General features: G+C 64.3%; 23 protein-coding genes and 2 tRNA genes. 17 read left to right on the plus strand and 8 right to left on the minus strand.

Going from position 1 to position 25,277, the window contains the following annotated elements; genetic code table 11:
* Positions 1-117: 117 nt before the first annotated feature.
* Positions 118-930, plus strand: coding sequence for a ferredoxin--NADP reductase (locus DSD28_RS10430; RefSeq protein WP_119256307.1), 813 nt, complete (start codon positions 118-120; stop codon positions 928-930).
* Between the two features lie 60 nt (positions 931-990).
* Here DSD28_RS10430 and DSD28_RS10435 read toward each other — a convergent pair whose 3' ends face one another.
* On the minus strand, positions 991-1,611 hold the full coding sequence (locus tag DSD28_RS10435) for a GntR family transcriptional regulator (RefSeq protein ID WP_119256308.1): 621 nt from the start codon (positions 1,609-1,611) through the stop codon (positions 991-993).
* A 384-nt stretch (positions 1,612-1,995) separates the two neighbouring features.
* On the opposite strand from DSD28_RS10435, the gene DSD28_RS10440 reads away from it, so the two are divergent.
* The 8 genes from DSD28_RS10440 (at position 1,996) to DSD28_RS10475 (ending at position 12,872) form a co-directional block, all read left to right on the plus strand.
* Positions 1,996-3,255 carry a ferredoxin reductase family protein gene (locus tag DSD28_RS10440; protein WP_119256309.1) on the plus strand — a complete coding sequence of 420 codons (1,260 nt, stop codon included), beginning with the start codon at positions 1,996-1,998 and terminating at the stop codon, positions 3,253-3,255.
* A 47-nt stretch (positions 3,256-3,302) separates the two neighbouring features.
* Complete coding sequence (locus DSD28_RS10445; RefSeq protein WP_119256310.1) at positions 3,303-6,545, plus strand: c-type cytochrome; 3,243 nt, start codon at positions 3,303-3,305, stop codon at positions 6,543-6,545.
* Between the two features lie 150 nt (positions 6,546-6,695).
* A complete protein-coding gene (locus tag DSD28_RS10450) occupies positions 6,696-7,598 on the plus strand; it encodes an OmpA family protein (protein WP_162911341.1) in 903 nt (300 codons plus the stop codon).
* Positions 7,595-9,148 carry a caspase family protein gene (locus DSD28_RS10455; RefSeq protein WP_119256312.1) on the plus strand — a complete coding sequence of 518 codons (1,554 nt, stop codon included), beginning with the start codon at positions 7,595-7,597 and terminating at the stop codon, positions 9,146-9,148. The genes DSD28_RS10450 and DSD28_RS10455 overlap by 4 nt, the downstream gene beginning before the upstream one ends.
* A complete protein-coding gene (locus tag DSD28_RS10460) occupies positions 9,145-10,692 on the plus strand; it encodes a caspase family protein (protein ID WP_119256313.1) in 1,548 nt (515 codons plus the stop codon). Before DSD28_RS10455 ends, DSD28_RS10460 begins: the two co-directional genes overlap by 4 nt.
* A 146-nt stretch (positions 10,693-10,838) precedes the next feature.
* Positions 10,839-10,914: transfer RNA gene (locus DSD28_RS10465), tRNA-Lys, on the plus strand.
* A gap of 203 nt (positions 10,915-11,117) precedes the next feature.
* Entirely contained in the window at positions 11,118-11,867 is a 750-nt protein-coding gene (locus DSD28_RS10470; RefSeq protein ID WP_119256314.1) for a cytochrome c biogenesis CcdA family protein, read from the plus strand.
* 42 nt (positions 11,868-11,909) lie between these two features.
* Entirely contained in the window at positions 11,910-12,872 is a 963-nt protein-coding gene (locus tag DSD28_RS10475) for an AEC family transporter (protein ID WP_119256315.1), read from the plus strand.
* Here DSD28_RS10475 and DSD28_RS10480 read toward each other — a convergent pair.
* The gene (locus DSD28_RS10480) at positions 12,840-14,048 is read right to left on the minus strand and encodes a UbiH/UbiF family hydroxylase (RefSeq protein WP_119256316.1); all 1,209 of its coding nucleotides are present in this window, start codon (positions 14,046-14,048) and stop codon (positions 12,840-12,842) included. The genes DSD28_RS10475 and DSD28_RS10480 overlap by 33 nt on opposite strands.
* A gap of 243 nt (positions 14,049-14,291) precedes the next feature.
* On the opposite strand from DSD28_RS10480, the gene pcsA reads away from it, so the two are divergent.
* The 7 genes from pcsA (at position 14,292) to DSD28_RS10515 (ending at position 21,803) form a co-directional block, all read left to right on the plus strand.
* Positions 14,292-15,017, plus strand: coding sequence for a phosphatidylcholine synthase (gene pcsA / locus DSD28_RS10485; protein WP_119256317.1), 726 nt, complete (start codon positions 14,292-14,294; stop codon positions 15,015-15,017).
* A gap of 120 nt (positions 15,018-15,137) precedes the next feature.
* A complete protein-coding gene (locus tag DSD28_RS10490) occupies positions 15,138-16,109 on the plus strand; it encodes a quinone oxidoreductase family protein (protein ID WP_119256318.1) in 972 nt (323 codons plus the stop codon).
* A 50-nt stretch (positions 16,110-16,159) separates the two neighbouring features.
* On the plus strand, positions 16,160-17,734 hold the full coding sequence (locus DSD28_RS10495; protein ID WP_119256319.1) for an ABC transporter ATP-binding protein: 1,575 nt from the start codon (positions 16,160-16,162) through the stop codon (positions 17,732-17,734).
* Entirely contained in the window at positions 17,724-18,815 is a 1,092-nt protein-coding gene (locus DSD28_RS10500; protein WP_119256320.1) for an ABC transporter permease, read from the plus strand. The genes DSD28_RS10495 and DSD28_RS10500 overlap by 11 nt, the downstream gene beginning before the upstream one ends.
* Positions 18,815-19,735 (plus strand): ABC transporter permease, encoded by a 921-nt coding sequence (locus tag DSD28_RS10505; RefSeq protein ID WP_119256321.1) that lies wholly within the window; start codon positions 18,815-18,817, stop codon positions 19,733-19,735. The genes DSD28_RS10500 and DSD28_RS10505 overlap by 1 nt, the downstream gene beginning before the upstream one ends.
* A gap of 48 nt (positions 19,736-19,783) precedes the next feature.
* Positions 19,784-20,854, plus strand: coding sequence for a BMP family ABC transporter substrate-binding protein (locus DSD28_RS10510; protein ID WP_119256322.1), 1,071 nt, complete (start codon positions 19,784-19,786; stop codon positions 20,852-20,854).
* A gap of 229 nt (positions 20,855-21,083) precedes the next feature.
* Entirely contained in the window at positions 21,084-21,803 is a 720-nt protein-coding gene (locus DSD28_RS10515) for a FadR/GntR family transcriptional regulator (protein WP_162911351.1), read from the plus strand.
* 110 nt (positions 21,804-21,913) lie between these two features.
* On the opposite strand, the gene DSD28_RS10520 is transcribed toward DSD28_RS10515, so the two are convergent.
* The 5 genes from DSD28_RS10520 to DSD28_RS10540 all read right to left on the minus strand — a co-directional run bounded on the left by DSD28_RS10520 (position 21,914) and on the right by DSD28_RS10540 (position 24,708).
* Positions 21,914-22,261 (minus strand): hypothetical protein, encoded by a 348-nt coding sequence (locus DSD28_RS10520; RefSeq protein ID WP_119256324.1) that lies wholly within the window; start codon positions 22,259-22,261, stop codon positions 21,914-21,916.
* A gap of 14 nt (positions 22,262-22,275) precedes the next feature.
* Positions 22,276-22,542, minus strand: coding sequence for a hypothetical protein (locus DSD28_RS10525; protein ID WP_119256325.1), 267 nt, complete (start codon positions 22,540-22,542; stop codon positions 22,276-22,278).
* Between the two features lie 76 nt (positions 22,543-22,618).
* Entirely contained in the window at positions 22,619-23,143 is a 525-nt protein-coding gene (locus DSD28_RS10530) for a DUF992 domain-containing protein (RefSeq protein ID WP_119256326.1), read from the minus strand.
* 144 nt (positions 23,144-23,287) lie between these two features.
* Positions 23,288-23,500: a hypothetical protein gene (locus DSD28_RS10535; protein WP_119256327.1), complete on the minus strand. Its 213-nt coding sequence runs from the start codon at positions 23,498-23,500 to the stop codon at positions 23,288-23,290.
* A 281-nt stretch (positions 23,501-23,781) separates the two neighbouring features.
* Positions 23,782-24,708, minus strand: a complete 927-nt coding sequence (locus DSD28_RS10540) for a sensor domain-containing diguanylate cyclase (RefSeq protein WP_162911342.1) — start codon at positions 24,706-24,708, stop codon at positions 23,782-23,784.
* Positions 24,709-24,949: 241 nt separating this feature from the next.
* Here DSD28_RS10540 and DSD28_RS10545 point away from each other — a divergent pair.
* Positions 24,950-25,039 (plus strand) — tRNA-Ser (locus DSD28_RS10545).
* 19 nt (positions 25,040-25,058) lie between these two features.
* Here DSD28_RS10545 and DSD28_RS25875 read toward each other — a convergent pair.
* Positions 25,059-25,208 carry a hypothetical protein gene (locus tag DSD28_RS25875; protein WP_162911343.1) on the minus strand — a complete coding sequence of 50 codons (150 nt, stop codon included), beginning with the start codon at positions 25,206-25,208 and terminating at the stop codon, positions 25,059-25,061.
* Between the last annotated feature and the right edge of the window lie 69 nt (positions 25,209-25,277).

Genomic DNA, 25,277 nt, shown 5'->3' on the forward strand with positions numbered 1-25,277 from the left:
GGCAAACTATTGCGCGGCCAATCGGCGCATTGGAACGGAATACCTTCCTTTGCCGCTCAAGATGTAATATCTGCCTATCGTCAATTTTTTCCGACGCAAGCCAGGATCGATCCCGAAATGAACGCACCTGCCAAGACCGAAGAGTTCGTGCCCGCCATTCCCGCCGGCGTATTCGCCGAGACGGTGACGAGCGTGCAGCACTATACGGATCGCCTGTTCCGCTTCCGCATGACGCGCCCGGAAAGCTTCCGCTTCCGCTCCGGCGAATTCGCGATGATCGGCCTGATGGTCGGCGACAAGCCGGTCTACCGCGCCTATTCCATCGCAAGCCCCGCCTGGGACGAGGAGCTGGAATTCTTCTCGATCAAGGTGCCGGACGGCCCGCTGACCTCTCATCTCCAGCAGATCAAGCCCGGCGACACCGTGCTGATGCGCAAGAAGCCGACCGGCACGCTCGTCCTCGACGCGCTGACGCCCGGCAAGCGGCTCTACATGTTCTCCACCGGCACCGGCATCGCGCCCTTCGCGAGCCTTATCCGCGACCCGGAGACCTACGAGAAGTTCGACGAGGTCATCCTAACGCATACCTGCCGCGAGGTCGCCGAGCTGAAATATGGCTTCGACCTCGTCGAGGAAATCCGCAACCACGAATTCCTCGCCGAAGTCGTCGGCGACAAGCTGCGCCACTATGCGACGGTGACGCGCGAGGACTATCCGTTCCAGGGCCGCATCACGGACCTCATTTCCAACGGCAAGATGTTCGCCGATCTCGGCGTGCCGCGTTTCGATCCGGCGATCGACCGCGGCATGATCTGCGGCTCCGCCGCGATGCTGAAGGAAACCAAGGCGCTGCTGGAGCAGGCCGGCCTTACCGAGGGCGCCAACAGCAAGCCCGCCGAATTCGTCATCGAGCGCGCCTTCGTCGACTGAGCGAAGGACTGGTTCCTCGGAAAAGGCGCCTTCGGGCGCCTTTTTTGTGGGCGTTTTCCGTCAGTCGGACAGGTGATCCAGCAGGTCTGTCATCGCGGACGCTGCGGCCGGGCCGTCGCCGTTACGGATGGCGCGGATGACCTTGACGTGCAGGTCTACCGACCGGTCCATGTGCCGGTGATCGGCGCGGGCGAACCACAGGCGGCGCGAATGGGTCTGGAGCGAGGCGAGGGCGGAGGTCAGGAAGCGGTTGGGGCAGGCCGCCTCCATGATCTCGTCGAACGCCTTGTCGGCCGCCAGGAAGCCTTCCATGTCGGAGCGGATGGAGCAGGCGGTCATCTCCTGCGCGCAGGCGACGAGTTGCTCGCGGTGCTCTTCGCCGGCATGGCGTGCGACGAGGTCGGCGGCAAGGGGTTCCAGCTGCCGGCGCGTCGTCATCACTTCCTCATGATCCTCGGGGCGGATCGCGGTGATCTGCAGGCCGGCGCGGGGGCGCACGGCGATCAGCCCCTGCCATTCCAGCTTCTGGATCGCCTCGCGCACCGGCGTGCGGCCATGACCGGCAAGCTCGATGAGCTCTCTTTCCGTGACGAGCGAGCCGGGCTTCAGCTTGAGCGTGACGATGAGCCCTTCGAGGGCGAGATAGGCGAGGTGGGCCTGCGATGCCGCGGTTTCCGTCATTCCGTTGTCCCGGTTGATATATCACATGGTGGCATGTCGCAAAATGAATGGCAAGGCGACTGATATATCACGAGCGTTGCGGCGATGGGTTGGCGCGAGGCCCGGAAGTATCCGGGTAGAGGCGGGATTCGCCTGTCGTCCAGACCTCTCCGGGCGCGAGATGGCTTGCCGCTGGCTTAAAGGAAAACCGGCCAAGTCCATTTCTATGTGCCTTGTTCCGTTGTCATATTAGGTTTTCCCCAGCCGTTTCGCGGAGCAGCCCGAAAGCCCCCGAATAAAGCCGCCGGCCCGCCCGTCGATAGGAGGATTGCGGTTGACGAATGTCATGGGCCTTGCCAGCATGCCCGCCACTCGGACCGTCCAGTTGCATTGTGGGGGCATAGGTTGACTGCGGGTTCCATCATCGCGACGATCCTGATCGTTCTCGCCGGCCTTCTCGCCGTGCCGGCCGTCAGCCATACCAATGCGGGCACCACCTTCTCCCTGATGGCTTCCTCCATGGCCTTCGTCGCCATGGGCATCGCGCAGTTCATGGCGACGCGTCCGCCCTTCATCGAGAAGCTCTTCGGCGGCCTCGACCGCATCTACCAGTTCCACCGCAAGATCGGCATCGCGGTGCTCTGTCTTATCCTCGTGCACTATTTCGTGGCGCCGGATTTCCAGGGGCTCTCGCTGACGGGTGATCTCAACAAGCTCGCCAAGACGGCGGGCGAGTGGGCTTTCTACGGTTTCGTCTTCCTGCTCGTCCTCTCCATCGTGAAGGTCGTTCCAAAGACGCGCTTCCAGATTCCCTACCAGTACTGGCGCTTCACGCACCGGTTCATCGGCCTGCTCTTCGTGCTCGTCGCCTTCCACCAGATGTTCATCAAACGCCCCTATGACGGCACGGCGCTGCTGGCGACCTATCTCAACCTCTTCGCCCTTCTCGGCGTCGTCAGCTATGCCTATACGCAATTGCTGCCCTGGCTCCGCACGCGGAGATACGAGGTGGTCGACGTCGACCGCCACGACGGCGCGACGATCATCACGGCGCGGCCGACCGGCGGCAAGCTTCGGGCCTTGCCCGGCCAGTTCGGCTTCTTCCGGGTCAACAAGTCCGGCCTTCGCGAGCCGCATCCCTTCACCATCGCCGGCATCGAGGACGACGGTACCGTCCGCTTCGCTATCAAGCCGCTCGGCGATTATACCAAGGCGCTGCGGGAAGCTGTGGCGGTGGGGGATCCGCTGACGCTGGAGGGCGGATACGGCCATTTCAACCACAGGCGCGGCGGCAAGAAGCAGATCTGGCTTGCCGGCGGCATCGGCGTCACGCCGTTCCTCGCCATGGCGAGCCGGCTGAAGGGCGACGAGGGGCAGGACATCCACATGGTCTACTGCGTGCGCGACGGCGCCGAAGCCATCGGCGTCGACACCTTCAGGGCGCAGGCGGAAAAGCTCGGCAATTTCAGCTTCGTGCTGCACAACTCGACGACCGACGGCCGCTTCGACGCTTCCAAGCTCGTCGCCGGCACCAGCATGGACCCGGCGGAGGCGGACCTCTGGTTCTGCGGCCCGCCGCCCCTGCGCATGGCCATCGAGAAGGGATTGAGGGAACTCGGTAAGCCGCCGCGCCGCGTCGAGTTCGAACGTTTCGAATTCCGTTGAGGATTTCCAGCCGGCGAGCCGGCATTCTGGAGCGAAGGGAACAAGCCATGCGCGTGTTCAGCAAGTCATTCATCCGGCCCGGCGCGCGGCTTGCCGCGGCGCTCGGCCTTGCCGTGGCGGTTCTCTGTCCGACCGGGGCCTTCGCCATCGACCAGTTCGCGCCGGATGCCTACGGCAGCTACCAGGCGAATGTCGAGAACGGCAAGATCATGTTCAGCGCCGCTGGCTGCGGCGCCTGCCACGGCTCTGGCGACAATACCGGGCTGCTTTCCGGCGGCATGGAGATGCAGACGGCGATCGGCAAGTTCTTCGCGCCGAACATCTCCGCCCATCCGAACGGCATCGGCGGCTGGTCGAATGCGGATTTCCTCAACGCCGTGATGGTCGGCCTCAAGAAGGACGGCGACAACCTCTATCCAGTCATGCCCTACACTTCCTATGGCGGCATGAAGCCGGAGGACGTCCTCGATATCAAGGCCTATATTGAGACGCTGCCGCAATCGGACGCCGCCTCGAAGGAACACGAGATCGCCTTCCCCTTCAGCCGCCAGACGACGATCACGCTCTGGAAGCGCAGCCATTTCGTCGTGCAGGCCTACCAGAAGCGCGAAGAGACGCAGATGGAACGCGGCCGCTACCTCGTCGAGAATGTCGGCGGCTGCGGCGATTGCCATACGCCGCGCACGACCACCTATGGCCTCGACCTCGCCCGCGCCTACGAGGGCGAGAAAGGCCTGACCGGCGCCGTCGCGCCGGATATCACCAAGGCGCGCATGGCCGGCCTGGCCTCCCATGAGGTCTTCACCAAGGGGTTGATCGGGGAGGGCAAGAAGCTCTCGGGCTCGCCGCTTTCCGATCCGGTCATGCGCCGCATCGCCGAGGGCCTTTCCATCCTTTCCGATGAGGACAAGCAGGCGATGTACGCCTTCCTCGCCGACCGCGAGGTCAAGGTGACGCCGGTCGAGACGAGCCCGACGCCGGTGTGCAGCGAGGCGACGGCGGAAAGCGCGCTCGGCGCCGGTGGTGGCAGCACGGAATTCGCATCGGCGGCCGATGCCTTCATCGGCAAATATTGCCGCAACTGCCACGGGCCGGGCGAAAGCTCGCAGGGCTCGTTCCCCTCGGGCGAGCTGGGCTCGATTGCCGCGAACCCGGCCTTCGTCACACCCGGCGACGCCTCCAAGTCCCTGCTTTATACCAGCGTCACCAGCGGCCGCATGCCGCTCGGCAAGCGTCCCTCGGATGCCGAGGTACAGGGCCTTGCCGACTGGATCAATTCGCTGAACAAGTCGGCGATCCCCACCGCGGTTTCGGCGACGAAGACCGAGCGCTCCCGACCGATGCTGAAATATCTCGATTTCGTCGATCTGGCGTTGCGCGACATTTCCAAGGTGGATGCGCACGACCAGCCGTTCATGCGTTATTTCAGCTATCGCGACCAGTATAACGGCATGATGAGCTGTGAGACGCACGAGACCTTCCTCAAGCGCATGAAGGTGCTCGCCGGCGGCTTCAAGAAGCTCCTCAATTCGCTGTCCTACGGGCCGGAACTCGTCGTTCCCGAGGAGGTGGAAGGCTCCGACGGCCTTCTGGTGCGTATCGACCTGCGGGATCTCGAATGGAGCCAGGAAGACTACGATTTCCTGGTCAACGAATATTTCTACGGCGTCGATCCGGCCAGCAACGCCTCGCTGCAGGCGCTGGCCAAGGCGACGGAAACGCAGCTTCCCATCATGCGGATAGACTGGTTCATGAGCAACGGCGCGCGGCCGAAGGTCTATAACCGCCTCATGAAGTTGCCGACCAACATCATCGAGCTGGAGCAGCGCTTCGGCGTCAACGTCGCGCAGAACATCGAGCGCCGCCGCGTCGTCCGCGCCGGCTTCGCCGACGGCTCGTCGGGGGTTTCCGACCATAACCGCATGCTGGAGCGGCACGACATGCCTTTCGGCGGCTATTACTGGAAATCCTACGATTTTGCCGGCGACGTCGGCCGGCAGGTACTCAAGCGTTTCCCGGCCGGTCCGGACGGTATCAGCCTGAAAGCCGGCCTGCTGCCCTTCGAGCACGATGGCGGTGAAATGATCTTCTCGCTGCCGAACGGCATGCAGGGATATTACCTGTCGACCAACAAGGGCGACCAGCTCGATGTCGGCCCGGCGAAGATCGTGTCCTTCCGCAAGCGGCCGATCGGCAAGGGCGTCGAGATCATCAATGCCCGCTCGTGCTTCGATTGCCATTTCGACGGTATCCTGTCGAAGCGCGACCAGTTGCGCGAGCATATCGAGACCTCCACGCTGTTCTCCAAGGACCAGCAGGACGAGCTGCTTGCCCTTTATGTGCCGCAGGAGGAGCTGAACGAGGCCTACAAGCGCGATACCGATCGCTTTGTCTCGGCGCTCGACCGCCTCGGCATCACCGAGGCGACGGCCGGCGGCGGCAAGACCAGCCTTAAGGCGCCCGGCGGGGCGGAGATCTTCACCTACTTCGCCGACAAGTACGAGGACGAGCTGAACTTCGAGCAGCTTGCCGCCGAGTTCGACATGACGCCCGAGCAGTTCGCCTCCGACATCCGCCGTCTGACGGATGCCGGCGCGCTGCGCATCGGCCTCGACTGGGTCGCGACGCTGGAGGCGGGGGCCACCGTTCCGCGCGTCGAGCTGGAGGAGCAATATGCCTTCATGCTTCAGCCGCTTCTGCAGCTCGAACCGCTGAAGCGCGGCGTCAACCACGATGCGGTCGCCGTCGATACTGCCACCCACCAGCAGCCGGAGCAGGCAACCGGCGACGATCAGTATCAGGCGGCGACGAACACCGCCCACGCCGTTCCGGCCTACAAGCAGGACGACAAGGCGCAGGCTGACAAGGTGAAGCTTGCCCTGCATGTGCCGTCGACGAGCGCGAAGGTCGGGGATTACCTGAGCTTCGAGCTCAGCACGAACCACGACTGCGAGCTCCAGGTGGTCTATGTGGAGGATACCGGCAATGTCGAGATCATCCCGGACGAGATGATCGGCGACACGATGCTGCATCCCGGCGAGCGGCGTGTCATTCCGCAATCCGGCAGCGGCAACCTGACCTTCGATTCGCCGTCGCCCGGCGAGACGATGATCGCCGTTTGCAAGATCGGCGGCCTCGGCGACCAGAAGCTTACGGCGGAAAAGGCCAAGCAGATCGTCGCGGGCTCCAGGCAGCCGACCACGCGCGGCCTTGCCATCAACCTTGCCAGGCAGGCCGAACAGGACAACGGTGCGAGCGGCCTGCAGATGGTGACGTTCGAAATCCAATGATAGCAAGGGCAGGGGCCTTCCGGCCCCTGCCTGCCGATTCGACGAGGACATGAGGGGACTGGACGGACCATGCTGATGCGATACCGGGAGCATTTTTGCATTTCTTCGGCGCGCCAAGGCGGTCCTGCCCCCGATCTCGCGAGGGCACCGTTGCGGGCCTTCATCGCGATCGCGCTTGCGACGGCCGCTTTCGTCCTCGCGGACACGGCGCCGGCATCAGCGTCCTGCGAGGCGTTCAACGGCGTCGTCGACGCCTTCAACGCCGGTGACGAGCAGAAGGCGTTTGCCGCCGCAGAGACGGCGGGCACGGCCAATTGCAGCGCCAACGAGCGCACGCTCGTCGGCCGCGTCGCCGCGCTGACCGCCTTCAACCGCATCGCCGCCGATGTCGGCAATGGCGGCAAGCTTGCCGATCACCGACAGGTGCTGGAGGAACTGAAGGAGAAATATGGCGGTCCCTGGCAGGTCTATGACGCGCTCGGCGACCTTGCCCGCGAGCGCAAGGATTACGAGGAGGCCGCGCGGCTCTACCAGATCGCGCTGGAGGATGGCTCCAACAAGACGCTGACGCCGGACTGGATGGCGCCCGACGAGGCGTACATCCTGCGCCTCGACCGGCTTGCCGGCGAAATGCGCCTTGCCGCCCCGCGCCCGGTCAAGCTCTCCATGCGCGGCGGCTGCAAGATCGCGTTCCGCGGGGTCACGATCAAGAAGAAGTCGACGCCGGTGCGCTACGTGTTCGGCACGGCGGATTTCACGCCGGAGGGCGTCGAGGCGGCGAAGGACCTCGCCGAATGCCTGAAGGCCGTGAAGCCGTCCGCCATCAAGCTCATCGGCCACACCGATCCGGTCGGCACCGCCGAGGCCAATTACAAGCTTTCGCTGGCGCGCGCCGAAACGCTGAAGACCTACCTTTACGACGCCGGTTATGCGGGCACGATCACCACCATCGGCAAGGGCGAGGACGAGCCCTTCAAGCCGGACGATGCCAGCGCCTATGACACGGAGACGCTGAACCAGCTGCACCGCCGGGTCGAGGTGGATCTCGAATGAGGGCGCTGCTGCCGCGCCTCCTGGCGCTTTCCCTCACCGCCGCCTTTCCGGGCGCCGCCCTCGCGGCGCAGACCTACGGGCTCGTCGTCGGCGTCGACCAGTATCCGAACGATGTCAGCCTCGACGGCGCGGTGCGCGACGCGGAGGACGTCTACCGCTCGATGAGCACCGCGGGCTTCAAGGTCGTGAAATTCACCAATGCCGAGGCGCGCAAGGACGATATCCGCAAGGCCTGGACGGATATGGTGGCCGAGGCGGCGGCGGGCGACACGATCATCTTCACCTATGCCGGCCACGGCGCGCAGATGCCGGAACTCATCGCCGGCGACGAGGCGGACGGGCTCGACGAATTCCTCCAGCTTCCGGGCTTCGACCGCAACCGCTACGAGGAGACCTCCAGGGAGATCATCGTTGACAACGAGATGAACGCCTGGTTCGCGGAGGCGGAGGGCAAGGGCGTGCATGTGCTCTTCGTCTCCGACAGCTGCTTTTCCGGCGGCATGAGCCGGTCCATCAAGGGCAAGTCGCGCCTTGCGCCCGCCGTGAAGGTCAAGCTCGCCGCGCCCTCGCAGGAGGCGATCGACGGCGCCAATCTCAAGGAAATCGACTTCAAGCAGGTGACGGTGCTCGCCGCATCGCTGGAGAGCCAGCCGACGCCGGAGGTCATCATCGACGGCGAACCGCGCGGCGCGCTGAGCTGGAGCTTCGCCCGCGCGGTGGAGGGCAGCGCCGACCGCAACGGCGACGGCATCATCACCCGCATCGAACTGGAGGACTATGTCTTCTCCAATGTGAAGAACCGCTCGGAAGCGCTGCAGGTGCCGAATTTCACGCCGCAGGTGGCGCGCTCGGAGAGCGAGGTCGTCGTGCGCCTCACGCGCGGCCTTCCCGGTAATGGCGAGGCCGCCGGCGACAATGCGACGTCGCACGCCTTCAAACCGGCGCAGGAACTCGGCTGGACCGGCAAGATCGCCCTTGAGATCGACGGCGATGCCGAAAAGCCGGAGAACACGGACGGCACGGGCACGCCCTTCCGCTGGGATGTCACCAATGGCGTCTTCTATACGCCGAACGGCGATGTCGCCGCGGAAAATATCGGTCCGGACCGCATCCAGGCGGTGGTCGACAAGTTCGTGCTGCTCGATTTCCTGAAGGCCATGGCCAGCCAGAATCCCGGATCGGTCTCCCTGAGGCCGACGCGGGATATCTATGCCGCCGGTGATCGCCTGCGCTTCGACGCCCCGGCCGGGCGCTATCCCAACATGCTGGTCTTCAATCTTGCCAATACGGGCGAGGTGCAGTTCCTCGACATGCAGGCGGCGGGAACGGCGAGTTCCGAGTTCAAGCTGACCGATGTCGAGGTGGTCAAGCCCTTCGGCGCCGATCACCTGATCACGATCTGGACCGCCGAGCCGGTGGACGCCATCGGCGCGGTGCTCGCCGACCGCAATGTGACCGCCGCCGCCTTGCTCCAGGCCCTGATGACGCGCCTCGACGGCAAGGAGGCGAGCGTCGCCATCCAACCCCTTTACACGCGGGAAGCGCTATGATGATCCGGTATGCCGCAGCCCTTCTGCTTTCGCTCGGTCTTGGCTCCATGGCCTCCGCCGCCGACCGCGCGCTGATCGTCGGCATCGGCACCTATGCCAACCTGCCGGAAAAGATGTTCCTCGAAGGACCGAAGAACGACGCGCCGCTGATCGAGACGCTGCTGAAGGAAAAGCTCGGCTATCCGGCCGAATCGATCCGCGTCCTGCGGGACCAGGATGCCAGCCGGGCCGCGATCCTCGCCAGCATCGACGACTGGCTGGTCAACGGCACGCAGCCGGGGGACCGGGTCTATTTCTACTTTTCGGGCCATGGCCTGCAGGTGAAGGACGTGAGCGGCGACGAGGAGGACGGGCTCGACGAGGCGCTTTCCACCTATGACATCGCCGCCGGCGACGGCGACTGGACCAATGTGATTCTCGACGACGAGATCGACGCGATGCTGGCGAAGCTCAAGGATCGCGCCGTCACCATCGTCATCGATGCCTGCCACTCCGGCACCATCTCCCGCTCGCTCTCGACGGAGGTCGCCGAGGCGATGGAAAGCGCGCGCTTCCTGCCTCGCCCCCATGCAAAGCCAGGCGAGGCGGTGAAGACGCGCGGCCTGCGCATCGATGTCGCCGTGGTCGACAAGCCGGAGATCGCCAGGCAGAATGGCGTGGAGGCGTGGAGCGCCGCCTCGTCCTATCAGGTCGCCTGGGACGATACGCGCCTGCCGCCGGAGGAGCGGCACGGCGTCTTCACGCTCTCCTATGTCAACGGCCACGAGACCGCCGCCGCTGACAGCAATGGCAACGGCATCGTCTCCAATGCCGAATTGCTGGAATATGTGAAGAAGCAGTCGCAGTCCTATTGCGCCGCGCAGTCGGAATGCCAGGGCCTCGATCCGCAGTTGGAAGTGAATTACGCGCTGCTCGGCGCCAGCGCCGTCGCGCCGGCAGATGCTGGCGGGCAGGCGCAGCAGGCAGGCGGCGAGACCGCGCAGCAGCCGACGCCCGATTACGGCAAGGTCGAGGAGGTGAAGGTCGAGAACACCCAGCAGACGGCCTATGTCGCCGCCGACCCGGTCGAGGCCGTCGGCGATATCCTCGGCAAGGCCGAGACCGGCGACGTCAAGGTGGCGCTTTCCTCGGACTATCTGAAGACCGGCGATGCCTTCCGCATCACGGTGACGAGCGCCACGAGCGGGCACCTTATCCTCTACGACGTCGACAAGGACGGCAAGGCGACGCAGATCTTCCCCAACGAGGCGGCCCGCAAGATCACGCCGCTGACCGCCAACATGCCGCTCACCATTCCCGACGACTATTACGGCTTCGATTTCGAGGCCGACGGACCGAGCGAAAACGTCCTGGTCGCCATCGTCATCGCCGACGACGTCGACCTCACCAAGGTCGCCCCGAACGACTATGGCCTGACGAAGGAACTCGACGCCCGCACCACCATCGCCGATATAGCGGGCACGCTGAAGCAGACCTGGACGCGCGACACGGAGAACCGCAGCGTGAACTGGTCGCTGGGACTGCTGAAATACGCGGTTCACTGAGCGCTGCCGCTACCGCATTCCGGCGGCCTGCCGCTTTGCCAAACGGCAGTTGCAAAAGCTGTTTTCGGTGCATTTTCCGGGTTGACCCGGCAGAACCTCCTGCATATGTTCCGCGCACTTCCGCGGGGCGTATGCCCCACGCTCGGGAGCGCGTAGCTCAGCCGGTAGAGCAACTGACTTTTAATCAGTAGGTCCAGGGTTCGAATCCCTGCGCGCTCACCACAAGCTTCCTTGTTTGCGGTGGTCTGATTCTCACACCTGCTTTGCTCCTTCCCGACGTCGCCGCTCGCACACGACATATCGCCGCGTTCTCCAAAAGGTGATTGGCAGGAGCGGGGTGCGGCGGCTATCAGAGGCCAAACGGAGATGCGGGCGGGCCGGTTGCGGGCTGGAGCCGCTTTCTCCGGCCGTCGTGGAGTAGCCCCTTGTCGATTGCCGATATTTCCCTTCTGAGCGCGCTTCTTGCCGGAGCGCTGTCCTTCCTGTCGCCCTGCGTGCTGCCGCTTGTGCCGCCCTATCTGTGCTATATGGCGGGCATTTCGGTGGATCAGTTCCGCGGCAGCGAGGCGGTCGCGGTGCGGCGCGATACGCGGGGCGCTGTGCTGCTGGCGGCCTTCTTCTTCACGCTGGGCTTTGCGACGGTGTTCGTCGCGCTCGGCGCCGGGGCCTCGACGATCGGCATGGTGCTGCGCAAGCATCTCGACGTGCTCGCCCAGATCGGCGGCGTCATCATCATCCTGATGGGCCTGCATTTCCTCAGCGTGCTGCGAATCGGGCTCTTTGCCCGCGAGGCGCGCTTCCAGGGCGGTGGCAAGCCGGCGACCGCCTCCGGCGCCTATATCATGGGCCTTGCCTTCGCCTTCGGATGGACGCCCTGCATCGGTCCGGTGCTGGGGGCGATCCTCGGAATCGCCGCGGCGCGCGAGACCGTCGGCGACGGTGCGGTGCTGCTGGCCGTCTATTCGCTCGGCCTTGCCATTCCGTTCTGGATCGCGGCCGGCTTTTCCGGCGCCTTCATGCGCTTCCTCGTGCGCTTCCGCCGCCATCTCGGCACGGTGGAGAAGGTCATGGGAGGGTTGCTGATCCTCACCGGCCTAGCCTTCATCTTCGGCTATGTCAGCGCCGTTGCGATCTGGTTCCAGCAAACGTTTCCCATTCTCTCGCAAATCGGCTAGTCGGAAACATCATCCTCGGCAAGCGGAAGCAGACCTTAGCCCATGGCGGATATCATCGGACTGGTCCTGCCGTTCTTCGGCATGATTCTCCTGGGCTACGTGGTCGCCAGGATCACGAAGCAGCCGGTCGAGGCACTCGGCTGGCTCAACACCTTCATCATCTACATCGCGCTGCCGGCCCTGTTCTTCAAGCTGGTGGCGAAGACGCCGATCGAGCAGCTGACCCGCGTCGATTTCATCGTCGCCGATGTCGGGGCGACCTATCTCGTCTTCTGCCTGATCTTCGCCCTGGGGCTGTGGCTTCGTCGCGCGAGCGTCGGCGACGCGACCATGCAGGGGCTTGCGGCGGCCTATGGCAATATCGGCTATATGGGGCCGGGCCTTGCGCTGCTCGCCTTCGGCGAGCCGGCGGCGGTGCCCGTGGCACTGGTCTTCTGCTTTGAGAACATGCTGCATTTCATGGTGGCGCCCGCTTTGATGGCGCTTGCCGGTGGCGAGAAGCGGCCGGCCCATCAGGTCGTCGGCGGCATCCTTCACAAGATCGTCACGCATCCCTTCATCATCGCGACGGCGGCCGGTTTCGCCGCCGCCTTTGCCGGTTTCGAGCCGCCGCAATCCCTGCAGCGGCTGATCGACTACCTGGCGCAGGCGGCCGCGCCCTGCGCGCTCTTCGCCATGGGCGTCACGCTGGCGCTGCGACCGTTGAAGCGCGTGCCGGTGGAGATCGGCTATATCGTGCCGGCAAAGCTCCTGCTGCTGCCGGTCACCATGTATCTGGTGCTCGGCCTTGCGGGCAATTTCGATCCGGTCTGGGTCTATACGGCCGTGCTGCTTGCGGCGCTGCCGACGGCGACGAATGTCTTCGTCATCGGCCAGCAATATGGTGTGTGGCAGGAGAGGGCGTCGGCGACGATCCTCATCACGACGGTGCTTTCCGTCGCGACGGTGACGATCGTGCTCTACCTCATCAAGTCAGGCCTGCTTCCGGGCGACCCGTTCCCTTAGGCCCTCGCGAAAGGCCTTCAGCGAGCCGAGCGGTTCGATGCCCTCGCGCATGACGATGCTGCGCAGCGGTCCGAGGGCGGACAGCAGATGCAGGCCGGCGGACCGCAGGAACTGCACGGGCAGGAAATCGGAAAGCAGCGAGCGGTTGAGGAGATCGACGCTGAGCGTGCGCGAGCGGATATCGGCCTGGCGCCTGCGGTCGAAGCGCTCGCCGAGCGCAAAATAGTTCGCCGGCTCACTATCGCCGACCAAATCCCTGAGCGCCATGATGTCGCGCAGACTGAGGTTGAGCCCCTGCGCGCCGATCGGCGGGAAGGCGTGGGCGGCCTCGCCGAGCAACACGAATCGTCCCTTGCCGAAATGGTCGGCCGTCATGCCGGAGAGCGGGAAGCTCTGGGCGCCGGTTTCGACGGTGACCTTGCCGAGCATGGACTGCATGCGCTCTTCCACCGCCTGGCCGAGGTCGGAAACGGGCAGGTCCCGCAGCCGCGCCGCTTCCTTCGGCGGCAGGACCCAGACGAGGCTGGAGCGCCGGCCGGGCAGAGGGACCTGCGTGAAGGGGCCGCTTTCCGTGTGGAATTCCGTCGAGACATTGCCGTGCGGCCGCTCATGCGCAAAGTTCAGCACCAGCGCGGATTGCGGATAGGACCAGGCGCGCACGCCGATGCCGGCGCTGTCGCGGATGCGCGACTTCTTGCCATCCGCGCCGACGACCAATGAGGCGAGGACACGCTCGCCATCGTCCAGCACCAGTTCGACGCCGTTCTCGAAGCTGTTGGCGGCCGTCACGCCGTTTTCCAGCCGCGCGATATTGCCCTGCGCCGCGATGCGCTCGTCCAGCACCTTGAGGAAGGGGAGATTGGGAATGTTGTAGCCGAACGCATCGAGCCCCACCTCGCCGGAGCGGAAGGCGACCGGCGGCGCGCGCAGGAGCCGTGTCGTGCCGTCGAGGATCTGCATGGTCTCGAGCGCGGCCGCGTGCGGGGCGATCGCATCCCAGAGCGCGAGCGTCTTCAGGAAGGCGATGGACTGGTCCATGAGTGCCGTCGTGCGGCCGTCCGCAACACGGGTCGGCGGGGCGATCAGCGCGACGGTGCGGCCCGAATCGGAAAGCGCGAGGGCCGCGAGGCTGCCGGCAAGGCCCGCGCCGACGATCGCGATATCGAATTGTCTCATGACCGACCTCCGGAATGGGAAACGTTTCCCACAGATTTGCGATGCTTGTAGCGGGCAAGAGTAGGGCCGCAAAGAGGCAATTTCCATGGGATGAATCCGCGCAGGGCCGGATACGCACCGGCGGGCCGCGGATTTTCACTGGCGATGACCGGCAATCAATGCATATTACGGCAAGACACGAAGAGGGCGCGTTCGGCGGATCGCGGCCGGGAAAAAGCCCCAAGGGATGGACGGCGAACCGCAATGAAATTCTTCAACTACAAGCGCGTGCCCTACGCGGAAATCCGCGCCTTTTCCGTCCATATCCTGACGGCGTCCGGCTCGTTTCTCGCCTTTCTCGGCGTCGTGGCCGCGGCCGAGCACCGTTTCGTCGACATGTTCTGGTGGCTTGGCCTTGCGCTCCTCGTCGATGGCATCGACGGGCCCATCGCGCGCAAGGTGCGGGTCAAGGAAGTGCTGCCGAACTGGTCCGGCGATACGCTGGACAATGTCATCGACTATGTGACCTACGTATTGCTGCCGGCCTTCGCGCTCTACCAGAGCGGCATGATCGGCGAGCCGTGGTCCTTCGTGGCGGCCGGCGCCATCGTGGTTTCGAGCGCCATCTACTATGCGGACATGGGCATGAAGACGGACGAGTATTTCTTCTCGGGCTTCCCGGTCGTGTGGAACATGGTGGTCTTCACGCTCTTCGTCATACAGGCGAGCGAGGTGACGGCGTCTGTCGTCGTCTTCGTTTCCGTCTTCCTCACCTTCATGCCGATCAATTTCCTGCATCCGGTGCGCGTCCAGCGGCTGCGGCCGCTCAATCTGGCGATCTTCTTCCTCTGGTCGTTCCTCGGCATCTATGCGCTGCTCCTGCATTTCGCGTCGCCGGCCTGGGTGGTCTGGGGCGTGGTCGGCACCGGTCTCTATCTCTATGTCATCGGCGGCGTGCTGCAGGTCTTTCCGAGCCTCGGCCGGCGCTAGAGCATTTTCGCTTTTCTCCGAATCACGAGAACGCTCTAACTCATTGTTTTGTCGCATTTCCGGACGCAAAGCCGCTTCGCACTTTTGCTGGAAATGCTCTGGAATCCGGAGGAGCATGACATGACCAAGGCGATCGTTGTTCGCAGTCTCGGTGGGCCGGACGTCCTGAAACTCGAAGACGCGCCGCTCGGCCTGCCGGGTCCGGGCGAGGTGCAGATCCGGCAGGCGGCCATCGGCCTCAACTTCATCGACGTCTATTTCCGTACAGGCCTCTACAAGGCCGACCTGCCGTTCATTCCCGGCAAGGAAGGGGCGGGAACGGTGACGGCAGTCGGCGAAGGCGTGACGGATTTTGCCGTCGGCGACCGCGTCGCCTATGCTTCGGCGGACGGCGCCTACGCGGCCGAGCGCAATGTCGCGACGAAGCATCTGGTGAAGGTGCCGGAGGGCATTTCCCTGGAAACTGCCGCCGCCATGATGCTGAAAGGCATGACCGCGCAGTATCTGTTGCTCCAGACTTACCCTGTGAAGCCCGGCAGCGTGATCCTGTTCCACGCGGCGGCGGGCGGCGTCGGTCTCATCGCCGGCCAGTGGGCAAAGGCGCTCGGCGCGACGGTGATCGGCACGGCCGGTTCGCAGGCGAAGATCGATCTTGCGCTGGCGCACGGCTACGACCACGTCATCGATTACGGCAGGGAGGATTTCGCGGCCCGCGTGCGGGAGCTGACGGATGGGGCCGGCGTCGATGTCGTCTACGATTCCGTCGGCAGGGACACGTTCCCGAAATCGTTGGACTGTCTCAAGCCGCGCGGCCTCTTCGTCAGCTTCGGCAATTCCTCCGGCCCGGTCGATGCGTTCAACCTCGGCCTTCTCGCCCAGAAGGGCTCGCTCTTCGCCACCCGCCCGACGCTCTTCCATTACATCGCGACGCGCGCGGCGCTCGATGCATGTGCAAATTCGCTCTTTGATGTTGTGCGCAGCAACAAAGTGCGTATCAATATTCATCAGACTTATTCGCTGGCGGACGCGGGACGCGCCCACACGGATCTGGAATCAAGAAAAACGAGTGGAACGACATTGCTCATTCCCTGAAAACGACCCGAAGGGGCGCTGGGAACGGGATTGCAGGAAAGAGGGGCATAGTGTCAGCCGTTGGAGCGTCTGGGGGCCGTCCGTTGCTGGCTGTCCGCAGCCTGACAAAGCTATTCGGTTCGTTTGCCGCCTGTAACGGCATCGACCTCGATATCCAGCCCGGCGAGATCCATGCCCTTCTGGGCGAGAATGGCGCCGGCAAGTCCACCCTGGTCAAGATGCTGTTCGGTGTCCTGGCGCCGACCAGCGGCGAGATTCTGTGGAAGGGCGAATCCGTTCGCATTCCAAGCCCCGGCGCGGCCCGCCGCCTCGGCATTGGCATGGTCTTCCAGCATTTCTCGCTGTTCGAGGCGCTGACGGTCGCCGAGAACATCGCGCTGTCGCTGAGCCCCGGCATCTCGCTCTCGAAGGTGGCCGAGGAAGCCTCGCGCCTTTCCCATCTCTACGGCCTGCCGCTCGATCCGAAGGCCCATGTCGCCGACCTTTCCGTCGGCGAGCGCCAGCGCATCGAGATCGTGCGCGCGCTGCTGCAGAACCCGGAACTCATCATCCTCGACGAGCCGACCTCGGTGCTGACGCCGCAGGAGGCCGACCGCCTGTTCGAAACGCTCGCCAAGCTGAAGGCCGAGGGCCGTTCCGTCCTCTATATCAGCCACCGGCTCGAGGAGGTGCAGCGCATCTGCGACCGCGCCACCGTTCTTCGCCACGGCAAGGTCACCGGCGCCTGCGACCCGCGCAAGGAGACGCCCGCGTCGCTCGCCCGCATGATGGTCGGCAGCGATGTCGCCTCCGTCAGCGCGGCGGGAACGAACACCAAGGGCGACGTGCTGCTCGAGGCAAGGCATCTCAGCGTTCCGGCGCGCACGCCCTTCGCCGTCGCGCTGAAGAACGTCTGTCTCAAGGTGCGGGGCGGCGAGGTGCTGGCCATCGCCGGCGTTGCCGGCAACGGACAGGGCGAGCTTTTCGATGCGCTCTCCGGCGAATATCCGGTCGCTGACGCGTCGGCCGTCTCGGTTCGCGGCAAGGCCGCCGGCAATCTCGGCATCACCGCCCGTCGCCTGATGGGCGCCGGCTTCGTGCCCGAGGAGCGCCATGGCCATGCCGCCGTGCCGGGCCTGCCGCTTTCCGACAACCTCGTTCTGGCGCGCAACCAGTCGGACCGAAGGACGTTCCTTTCCGGTGGCATCCTCGGCATCATCCGCCGCGCCGTCGTGCACATCGCCTCGCGACGCATTTCCGAGACGATGGACGTGCGCAAGAGCGGCGAGGACCCGGCCGCCGGCTCGCTTTCCGGCGGCAACCTGCAGAAATATATCGTCGGCCGCGAACTCGACCGCCAGCCGGCCGTGCTGATCGTCAACCAGCCGACCTGGGGTGTCGATGCGGGGGCGGCGAGCCGCATCCGGCAGGCGCTCGTGGATCTTGCGAAATCGGGCTCGGCGGTGCTGGTCATCAGCCAGGACCTCGACGAAATCTTCGAGGTGGCGACGGAGATCGCCGTCATCAGCGAGGGGCGGCTTTCCGATGCCTATCCGGCCCGCGAGCTGACGCGCGAAAAGATCGGCCTCCTGATGGGCGGCATGTACGGCAAGACCGAGGGTGAGGAGGCGGCTCATGCGCATTGAACTCGAAAAGCGCGCCAATCCCTCGACATTCTATTCCATCCTCTCGCCCTTCCTGGCGCTCGGCCTGACGGTCATTGCCGGCGGCATCATGTTCGCGCTGCTCGGCAAGAGCCCGGGATCGGCGCTCTACAGCTTCTTCATCGAGCCGCTGCTCGACGTCTGGTCGCTGCACGAGATCGCCATCAAGGCCGCGCCGCTGATCCTGATCGGCGTCGGCCTTTCCGTCTGCTACCGCTCGAACAACTGGAACATCGGCGCCGAGGGGCAGTTCATCGCCGGGGCGATTGCCGGCTCCATCGTGCCGGTCGTCTTCCACGACTGGCATTCCTCGCTCGTCCTGCCGCTGATGCTGATCTTCGGCATGATCGGCGGCGCGCTCTATGCAGGCGTGCCTGCCTTTCTCAAGGCGCACATGAACACCAACGAGATCCTGACGAGCCTGATGCTGGTCTATATCGCCCAGCTCTTCCTCGACTGGCTCGTGCGTGGCCCCTGGCGCAGCCCTGATGCCTATAACTTCCCGGTGACGCGCGATTTCGCGCCGGAGGCGATCCTTCCCGAGCTTGTTTCCTCCGGTAGGGCCAATCTCGGCTTCGCCTTTGCCGTCATCGCCGCCGTCGCGCTCTGGGTCATGATGCGCTACACGCTGAAGGGCTTCGAGATCACCGTGCTCGGCCAGTCGGAGCGGGCAGGGCGCTTTGCCGGCTTCTCCTCCAAGCGCATGATCTGGTTTTCCATGCTGCTGTCCGGCGCGCTCGCCGGCCTTGCCGGCATTTCCGAGGTCAGCGGCACCATCGGCAAATTGCAGCCGATCATCTCGCCCGGCTACGGCTTCACGGCGATCATCGTCGCGTTCCTCGGGCGCCTCAATCCGCTGGGCATCATCGCCGCGGGCCTGTTCCTGGCGCTCACCTATGTCGGCGGCGAGGCGGTGCAACTGACGCTTACCGTCTCCGACAAGGTCACGCGCGTCTTCCAGGGGCTGCTGCTCTTCTTCGTGCTCTCCTGCGACACGCTCATCCAGTACAAAATCCGGCTGGTCTTCTCCCGCCTTACCCGTGGAAATGAGGGAGCGCTCTGATGGGTATGATCGAGGCCATCCTCCTGACCGTGATCACCGCGGCGACGCCGCTCGTGCTCGCCTCCATCGGCGAGCTCGTCACGGAGCGCACCGGCGTGCTCAATCTCGGCGTCGAGGGCATGATGGTGATGGGGGCGGCCATCGCCTTCGCCGCCACGCAGGTCACCGGCTCGCCCTATATCGGCATTCTCGCCGGCATTGCCGGCGGGGCGCTGTTCTCGCTGCTCTTCGGCTTCCTGACGCTGACGCTCGTCGCCAACCAGGTGGCGACCGGTCTTGCGCTCACCATCCTGGGCCTCGGGGTCTCCGGCCAGATCGGCGAGCCCTATGTCGGCATGTCGGGCGCCAAGCTCGAGCCGATCGCGATCCCGCTGCTCGCCGACATTCCCTTCATCGGCCCGCTGCTTTTCAAGCAGGACATCATCTTCTACCTGTCGATCGCCATCGTCATCGGCGTCAACTGGTTCCTGTTCAGGAGCCGCGCGGGCCTGAAGGTCCGGGCGATCGGCGACAACCATGCCTCCGCCCATGCGCTCGGCATCCATGTCATCCGCACGCGCTACCTGGCCGTGATGTTCGGCGGCGCCTGCGCGGGCCTTGCCGGCGCGCAGCTCTCGCTGGTCTATACGCCGCAATGGGTGGAGAACATGTCGGCCGGGCGCGGATGGATCGCGCTGGCGCTGGTCGTCTTCGCCTCGTGGAGGCCCTGGCGGGTGCTGCTCGGCGGCTATCTCTTCGGCGCGGTGTCGATCAGCCAGTTGCATGCGCAGGCCTTCGGCATCGGCATTCCGTCGCAGTTCCTGTCGGCTCTTCCCTATGCCGCCACTGTTATCGTACTAATCCTGATATCGCACAACCGGCGCATGACGCTGATCAATACGCCTGCCTCGCTCGGCAAGCCGTTCGTGCCGGATCGGTGACGAGAACAAGAAGACGGGAAACAACCACTCCAACCCTCAGAGGATAAAATGAAGAAAATCATTCTCGCTCTCGCAACGTCGGCCGCCGTTCTCGGCTTTGCCGTCGCCGCCAGCGCCCAGGACAAGACGAAGATCTGCTTCATCTATGTCGGCTCCAAGACGGACGGCGGCTACTCCGAAGGCCACGACCGCGGCCGCCAGGAACTCGAGAAGGAGATGGGCGACAAGATCGAGACCGCCTTCCTCGAAAACGTGCCGGAAGGCCCGGATGCCGAACGCGCCGTCGAGCGCATGGCGCGCTCGGGCTGCGCGCTCGTCTTCACCACGTCCTTCGGCTTCATGGATGCGACGATCAAGGTCGCGCAGAAGTTCCCGGACGTGAAGTTCGAGCACGCGACCGGCTTCAAGAGCGCGGAAAACGTCGGCACCTACAATGCCCGCTTCTATGAAGGCCGCTACATCCAGGGCGTGATCGCCGCCAAGATGTCCAAGAAGGGCGTCGCCGGCTACATCGCCTCCTTCCCGATTCCGGAAGTCGTGATGGGCATCAATGCCTTCATGCTCGGCGCGCAGTCCGTCAACCCGGACTTCAAGGTCAAGGTCGTCTGGGCCAATACCTGGGCCGACCCGGGCAAGGAAGCCGATGCCGCCAAGGCGCTCGCCGACCAGGGTGTCGACATCCTGACGCAGCACACCGACTCCACCGCGCCGATGCAGGTTGCCGCCGAACGCGGCATCCACGCCTTCGGCCAGGCCTCCGACATGATCGCGGCCGGCCCGAAAACCCAGCTCACCGCCATCGTCGACACCTGGGGCGCCTATTACGTCAAGCGCACCAAGGCCGTTCTCGACGGCACCTGGAAGTCCGAGCAGATCTGGGACGGCCTGAAGGACGGCATTCTCACCATGGCGCCCTATACCAACATGCCGGACGACGTGAAGAAGGCCGCGGAAGACGTCGAGGCGAAGATCCGCTCCGGCGAGCTGCACCCCTTCACCGGCCCGGTCAAGAAGCAGGACGGCTCCGACTGGCTGGCCGCCGGCCAGGTTTCGGACGACGGCACGCTGCTCGGCATGAACTTCTACGTTGCCGGCATCGACGACAAGCTGCCGCAGTAAGCGGCAACGCACCGACCAAAGGAAAGGCGCCCCTGCGGGCGCCTTTTCCGTTTGCGCCCGCGAAAGTCCTATCTCCTTGTTTGTGCGCAATTCCGCGCGCAAAACCGCTTCGCACTTTTGCTGGAATTGCTCTATACCTGCCGGATGGTTCCGCGGAAGAAGGGGTTCTTCGGAACGGAGGAGGGGAAGGTTCTTGCGCAAGGGTTTGCTTGAAACGGTCATCAGCGGGATGAACACGCGCACCAGTCATGCGCAGGTGGTCAACGAGCTGGGCCGGGCCATCATCGCGGGCGAATACCCCGTCGGGGCGACGTTGCCGGGCGATGCCGAGCTTGCCGCCCGCTTCAAGGTTTCGCGTACGGTGCTGCGCGAGGCGATGAAGACGCTGGCCGCCAAGGGCCTCATCGTGCCGCGTGCGCGCATCGGCACGCGCGTGACGCCGAACACGCAATGGAACCTTTTCGACAGCGATATCCTCACCTGGTACTTCGCCGTCGGCATCAACGAGGACTTCCTGCTGCACCTTTCGGAAGTGCGCCTCGCCTTCGAGCCGCATGCCGCCGCGCTTGCCGCCCGCCATGCCACGGAGGCCGATATCAGCCAGATGATGCGGCTCGCCGTCGCCATGGGTGATTCGGAGCATACTGCCGAGACGCTCGCCATGGCGGACCTGAAATTCCACCTCTCGGTTCTGGAAGCCTCGCGCAACCCGTTCCTGCGCACCGTGGGCAGCCTGATCGAGGCGGCACTCGTCGGCGCCTTCAAGCTCAGCTCCCCCGCCGCCGACCGCGGCAAGAGGGGGGATGTGGCGGCAACGCATATCCGCATCGTCGAGGAGATCGACCGGCGGGACGAGGAGGGCGCGCGCCGGGCGATGGAGAATGTCATCCGCGTCGGCCGCGAGCGTGTCGTTCAGGCCCTGCGCGAGGGGCAGCAGGTAGACGGATAGCGGCGATCGGAGTCCTAGTCGGCAGCATTGCGTGGAGCAACGCGCTTTTCGTTTGATAATGTAAGAAGACAAGGTGGATTTCCACCCCGCAGGCGCAGGGCGGAACCGGCTTAGTCGTCGTTGCTGGCGTTGAGGTCTTCCGGCCGCTTGCCTTCGTCGGCGGTGTGGCCGGCAACCTGTGCGGCTCCCATTGCCTGGTAGAGATTGAAGAGCGCTTCGCTGGCGCGTGCCGCGAGACGGAACCATTCGCTGTTGCCGGCAATCGCCGGATGCTGAAGCAGCTGGTCGTCGACGAGGTCGAGCACGATGGAGGCCGTGTGCACCGCCTCGTGGAAGCCGAAGGAGCCGGAGGCGTAGTGCACCATCAGCTCGGGCGGTGTCATTACGCGCTCTTCCGCAAGGATGTCGAGCTGTTTCAGGCGCTCGTCCTCAAGTTCGATGTCGGTGCTTTCCAGCATGATTGTCTCCTGCGTCAAAGATAGTCGAAGCGTATGCGGCGGCGAATCAGGAGAAGCGACCGGTCTGGCTGAATGCGGTAGGTTTCGATCACCTGCCGGCCACGATCGTCATAGAACCGGTGATCGAACGTGCTGCCGATGGGCGATTTCGTCAGCTTCGTGCGCGGCTGGTGGCCGCCATAAGTGATGCTTCCGGGAATGGGCTCGATGCCGGGGCCATCCGCCATGGTGCAGGCGGTGAGGGCAAGGGCGGTCATAAGGGGCAGGGCGATACGGAACATGGAAGAATCCTCCACGCGCATTCTAGCAGATTGCGCGCCATGCGAAACGGGCGGCCGAAGCCGCCCGTCGTTCGCGTCAACCTTGCGGCGTCAGCGTTACGGAAGTACCGGTCGCGGCGAGGTTGAGGCCGATCTGTCCGCTGACGCTGATCGTCTGCAGATGGATCGAGCCGGAAGTGCCGCCGATGAGCACATTGGTGCCGATCCCGACACCGACGGTCGCTTCCGCCGTGGCGCCCTGGTAGAGACCGCCGAGCGAGCCCTGGTGATAGCCGGCGGTCGGGGCGAACACGGCCCAGATGATGCGGCCCTGCGTCGTGAAGCCGAGGTCCACGCCCATCTTGCGGATGACGCCGCTATAGGTGTCGTGCTCGCCGTTCGTCGCCTTGAACACGCAATCGACGCTCTTGGCGGAGCCCAGCACATAACCGACGCCGCCGCCGACATCGCAGGTTAGCATGCCGATTTTCACCCCGTCGCGTGCGCCGGGATCGACATAGGCGGGGGCTTCCTCGCGAATGACCATGTCCGCCGCGCCGGCCGTCGTCGCGAAAACCTGCGCAAGGGTCAACGCCAGGGCAGTTCCAAGCTTCTTGTTCATCTGTGCACTCCTTCTAACTGGCACGATAATGGCGAATCCGGTGCATTGGTTCCCGGTTGCCCGTCATCTCATGGCCAAGATCGTGGCGGAGTGTGGGCACGCGAAGGGCCGCCAACAGCAACTTAAGCGCCAGCGACTTTTCGGTTACACTTGGTTTATCGTCGGCAGGTGCGAGATTACCTCGTTGCGGCTCTGCTCGTCGAGGGGAGCGATGTGATCGTTCCAGAACGCCTCGGCCAGCCGGCTTTCATGCTCCCACTTGCGGGTGCTGAGAAGATTGTCGTCGATCTTGGCGAGCCGCCCGCCGCCCAGGCGAAGATATTCAGCGGCAAGCTTTGCGGTGGATGTCCGTTCCATGGCCGGCCTCCTCTGGTGCGTAGGCGAAACCGGCAGGCCGCCCGATTGTTCCGGGCAACAAAAAAGGCCGGGGCGAAAACGCACCGACCTTCCTCATCATCACCTGTTCACCCGTGCCAGTACATCCGTGGTCAAAAGCATCAGGCGATGGCGGCGATTGCGAGCGGCAGAAACGTTCCAGCGCTCATCAGCAATGCCGTTGATCGTGATATAGGAGGCCAATGTGTCGAAAACAAGGGCGGTTCGGCAAAAGCGGAAATTTCGCTGCCGGGACCCACATGCTAGCCGCAGCTAAGCTTCATTTCGCGCGCATGGACAGGTTTATCGAAGCGGACCTCGATCAGGCTGCCGGTCGCCTTCGCCTCATACATCGCCCTGTCGGCATTATCGAGGAAGGCGCTGAAGCCCATATCGTGCGTGGCTTGCGCTATGCCGATGGCCGCGCCGACCTGAATGGGCTGGCCGTCGATCTGCATGAGATCCGCTATCCGTGTCGCGAGGCCGAGGTAGCGCGCGAGCGTGATCGGTCGAGCGGAGCTGAACGAGGAAACGACGGCAAATTCGTCGCCGCCCAGCCGGGCGACGAAATCGCCATCGGCGCTCCATTCGCGTATCCGTCGGGCGACCTCCTTCAACACACGATCGCCGACGGAATGGCCGAACCTGTCGTTCACCTGCTTGAAGCGGTTCAGGTCTATATAAGCGAGCGACAGGCGGCGCTCGTCGGAGGTCACGGAAAGGGCTTCGACAAGATGGGCCTCGAAGGAGGCCCGGTTGTGAAGGCCCGTCATCGCGTCGGTTCGGGCGGCATGGAGGATAGCATTCTCCAGCGCCTTGCGCTCCGAATTGTCGATCACGATCTCGATGTCCAGACTTTCGCCGGCTATCCTTCGACGCTGCGCGGTGATCAGCGTCGGGAAGATCTGCCCGTCGCTTCTCAGCATCTCCACTTCCGTGAGGTCATAGAAGCCCTGCGTTTCGAGGAGATGCATCCGCTCGAGCCTGGCGGGATGATCTATCGGGTAAGGAAGATCGATGGCGAGCGGCTTTTCCGCCAGTTCCTCCCAGGAACGGCCGACCAGCCGCAGATATGCCGGATTGACCTTGATGTAGCGGGAGTTGAAGTCGGTCGTCGAGATCGAAAACGGAACAGGGGAAACGTCGAACAGGTCGCGCAATGCCGAGTTGAGAACGTCTTCGGAAATCATGGCCCCTCTAAGCACGGCGCGCGGCCGGCCTCCCTGTCGCATGGCGCAGACGATAGGGGCGTCTGCCTTAAGATTCGTTGAATCCCGGGACCTTGCCAAGACAACCTCACGATGCAGGCTTCAGGCAGCCTTCGTCGTCTTGGCCAGATCGCCGGGCCGGACGCGGCGGAGCAAGTTGACGCGCCAAGCAAAGCTGCTAAAAAGCCGCATCGCTCGAGGGGCGGCAATGCCTTTCATCAACGGAAGAGTGGCCGAGCGGTTTAAGGCACCGGTCTTGAAAACCGGCGTAGGCGAGAGTCTACCGTGGGTTCGAATCCCACCTCTTCCGCCATCCTTCCATTTTCATCGGTTCAGCGGGCGTGGTCCGTCATTTCGGGCGGGATCAGGGATCCGTCGTCCTGCCGTGCGACCGGCTGTTCCGTTTCGATGAGGAGCACGCTGACGACGAGGGCCGCGAGGGCGCCGAGGAGGAAGAGGAAGAGCAGGCCTGACTTGTCCATGACCCGACTGTAACGCGCAATGCGATGAAAAATGGGCCGCAGGCGCAGGCGATGCCGGATTTCGCGAGG

This window comes from Shinella zoogloeoides (assembly GCF_003574625.1).
In the GTDB taxonomy this organism is placed as follows: domain Bacteria; phylum Pseudomonadota; class Alphaproteobacteria; order Rhizobiales; family Rhizobiaceae; genus Shinella; species Shinella zoogloeoides_A.